The sequence below is a fragment of the Caballeronia sp. genome (assembly GCF_049581465.1).
GTDB lineage: Bacteria > Pseudomonadota > Gammaproteobacteria > Burkholderiales > Burkholderiaceae > Caballeronia.
This window is the reverse complement of sequence record NZ_JBAUSA010000765.1, coordinates 1-3030: the sequence shown is the minus strand read 5'-3', so window position 1 is coordinate 3030 and position 3030 is coordinate 1. Positions and strand designations below refer to the sequence as shown.

The following is a 3030-nucleotide window of genomic DNA, read 5'->3' as shown; positions in this document are numbered from 1 at the left end:
GTTTCCACCGCGATGCCGCCGATCTCTTCGACCATTGACCGGCGCAGCAGCGCGCAGGAACCGCAGAAGAAGGTCGCATTCCAGAGGTCGTTGCCGTCCTGCACCAGACCGTAAAACAGTTCGCCTTCGTTCGGCACCTTGCGGAACGTGCCGAGATTGCGTTCGAACGGATCGGGCGAGAAGAAGTGGTGCGGCGTTTGCAGCATCGACAGCTTCTTGTCGCGCAAAAACCAGCCTAGGCCGATTTGCAGGAATGAGCGCGTGGGAATGTGATCGCAATCGAAAATCGCGAGATATTCGCCGTTGGTGATCTTCAGCGCTTCATTGATATTGCCGGCCTTCGCGTGCCGGTTATGCGTGCGGGTCGTCCAGCTCACGCCGACCTCTTCGCAGAACGCCTTGAACTCGGGACGGCGGCCGTCGTCGAGGACATGGATGGAAACCTTGTCGGCGGGATAGTCGATAGCCAGCGCCGCGTAGATGGTCGGCTTCACCACGCCGAGCGGCTCGTTATAGGTGGGAATGAAAACGTCGACAGTCGGCCATAGGTTGCGGGATGCCGGCAGCGGCACCGGTCTCCTGTGCAGCGGCCAGGCGGTCTGGAAATAGCCCAGCAACAAGACGACGGCCGAATAAACTTCGGCCGTTACCAGCAGCAAGCCCCACACGGCGTCGAGCGGACGCTCCCAGTAAGTCGTCTCGGTCAGTCGCCAGAACATGTAGCGGCCGGTCGCGACCAGCGACAGCATGATCATCACGAGCGTGGCGTACTGGCCGCGCAAGCGCCGGAACACCAGCGCGAAAGCGAAGCAGCACCCGGCGAACACGAGTTGCTCGACAAACGCGAGCGGCACCGTGCAGACGAAGTACATCGTGCAGACGGCGAACAGCGTCAGCAGCGCGGTCAATATGCGGCTGCCCCAGATACGCGAATCGACAATCCGCTCAAGCCGCGACGCAACCTCGTCGGCCTCGCTCGACGCATGCGTGCGTGGCGTGCTCATGCGTGGCGTGCTCATGCGACGTTCCTCGACGACGCCGGCATGGCGTCGACCGCGCTCATGAGCCAGTCGCCACAGGCGCGCAGATCGGCGGCGGCCTGGCTGAGCGAGTCGTAGTGAATCAGCGTGGTGTCGCAGGCAAGCGCTTCGCTGACGCCTTCGTCCGCGTGAATTACGCCGGAGAACATCTTGTTGCCGAGCATGTTGCGCAGCACTTTCAGCACGTCCTTGGTCAACTGGCGCGACTGATCCACTTGGTTCACCACGTAGCCCACGCCCGCGAAATTCGCGCGCGGCGCCGCATACGCTTCAATCATGCGTTCCATTTGCGGGATCGCGGCGTACGAGGCTGCATCGGCGAGTACAACGTTCAGCGCGAAATTAGCGGCGCAGAGCGCGGTGCGCGTGTAGACCGAGGAACCCGGCGGGGTATCGACGATCACGATATCCGACGCACTGAGCGCGAGCCCTTCGAGCGATTGCGCGAGCCATTGCGGATCGCGGTCCACATGCGCTTCGAAGCGGCGCCGATCGTCTTCCACCACCGCGCCATAGGGCAAGACGGTCACGCCGTCGACGCCGTCGAACATAACGCTCTGCCACGGGTCGCCGCCGAGTGTGGCGCGTGAGATGCCGTCGATGGTGTCGAGCGGAATCCCGAAATGCAGGCGTAGCGCGTTCTGCGGATCGAGGTCGAGCGCGATCACGCGGCGCCCACGGGTGGCCAGGACCGAAGCGAGATTGGCCGCAATCGTCGTTTTGCCGACACCGCCCTTGGCGGACACCACGGTGACGACTTTCATTTGCGCGCTGTGCGGATGGCAAGCCACGAGGCGGTGGCCGGCGCATTGACGGCTAGCGCCGATTCAGCCGCAGCAGGCGCGACGGAATTCGGTCCGCGCAGGCGCTGAAAGATCGAGTGAAGCGAATCGGGAAGGGCAGCCGCATCGTCGTCAGACGGACGTTGAGCATGCGGTTGCGGCGCGAACATCTTGGCGAGAATCGACGGCGCATTCGGCTGCGCAGGCGAAACGACAGCGTCGGAGTTCGCAGAGGCTGTTTGCGCCGCTTGAGCAGGTGCAACCAAGGGAATGCGCGGCAGGGACGGCGGATTGGCCAATTTCGGAGAACGTTGCAGGACGCTCGAAAAACGCATGGATTCGGACGATCCGGCGAAAGGCTGGGCTCGCGACTCAACCGCGGGAAGAGTGGTATCGACAGAAACAGGCGCCGCAACGGTAGCGTCGGCCGGTCCCGAACTAAGTCCCACTGCCTCCGCCAGTTCGGAAAAGCGCATTCCACCGAGGTTCGCCGCTGGCAGCGTCACATTGCTCACCGGGGGAATCGTCTGGCGGTGCGCGCGTGCGAACAGCGGCGGCTTGCCCTGGCCAATCGGGGTCGCGTTCGATGTCGCGCTCGCGGGCGGCGTGAGACTGCTTGAGCCAGTGCCGCGGGTTCGAGGCAGCAGCGAATCACGCCGCGGCGCGACGCCAGGAATTGCTGGCAGTGAAAGATCGAGCGCGCTGAGGAGCGGCCAGCGCGTTCGCGCGTTGCGGGCCTCGTTGTCGCGGCCAATTTCCTGATAGTCACTGGCATTGCCGCCGAAGTGATCGAATAGCTTTTCAATATCGCGCGATGGGTTCATTCGCTGCTTCCTCGTACTTGTTTTTTGTAAGCCCTGACACGGGCTCTTAACGCGATTTTCTAAAGCAGTCCTGTGCGGTTCGGCTTTCTATCGTGTTGTTTTGTTTCGACGCTGTCGCGCAATCCTTACCGATTCGATCCAATGCAAGAGATAAATCACCGATTCTTAGAACGACCGAGCCTGAATTCGACAGACGCGCTTTCGTCGAAGTCGCCGGATTGCATGACGGCCAGTCCGTCCGCCCCCAATTCACTTAGCCACCCTTGATAGACGCCTTCGAGGAACGCGGGCGTCCACGTAAGCGCGTTCGGTCCGAACGCGAGCAGCGGCGCGCAGAAATGGACGATGCGCAAGGCGTCGGGTTCGTCGCTCAGTTCGACAAAG

General features: G+C 62.3%; 4 protein-coding genes. All 4 read right to left on the bottom strand.

The window, feature by feature from the left end; genetic code table 11:
• A partial coding sequence (locus WCA53_RS18895) for a glycosyltransferase (protein ID WP_423914002.1) occupies nucleotides 1-1004 on the bottom strand: 1004 nt, incomplete at its 3' end.
• 11 nt (nucleotides 1005-1015) lie between these two features.
• The gene (bcsQ, locus tag WCA53_RS18890; RefSeq protein WP_423913997.1) at nucleotides 1016-1804 is read right to left on the bottom strand and encodes a cellulose biosynthesis protein BcsQ; all 789 of its coding nucleotides are present in this window, start codon (nucleotides 1802-1804) and stop codon (nucleotides 1016-1018) included.
• Nucleotides 1801-2646: a cellulose biosynthesis protein BcsP gene (bcsP, locus tag WCA53_RS18885; RefSeq protein ID WP_423913992.1), complete on the bottom strand. Its 846-nt coding sequence runs from the start codon at nucleotides 2644-2646 to the stop codon at nucleotides 1801-1803. Before bcsP ends, bcsQ begins: the two co-directional genes overlap by 4 nt.
• Nucleotides 2647-2801: 155 nt before the next feature.
• A partial coding sequence (gene bcsD, locus WCA53_RS18880) for a cellulose biosynthesis protein BcsD (protein WP_423913989.1) occupies nucleotides 2802-3030 on the bottom strand: 229 nt, incomplete at its 5' end.

Bases quoted from the DNA above. Each gene is read 5' to 3' on its own strand.
- bcsQ (WP_423913997.1), bottom strand. From the start codon at position 1,804: ATGAAAGTCGTCACCGTGGTGTCCGCCAAGGGCGGTGTCGGCAAAACG.
- bcsP (WP_423913992.1), bottom strand. From the start codon at position 2,646: ATGAACCCATCGCGCGATATTGAAAAGCTATTCGATCACTTCGGCGGC.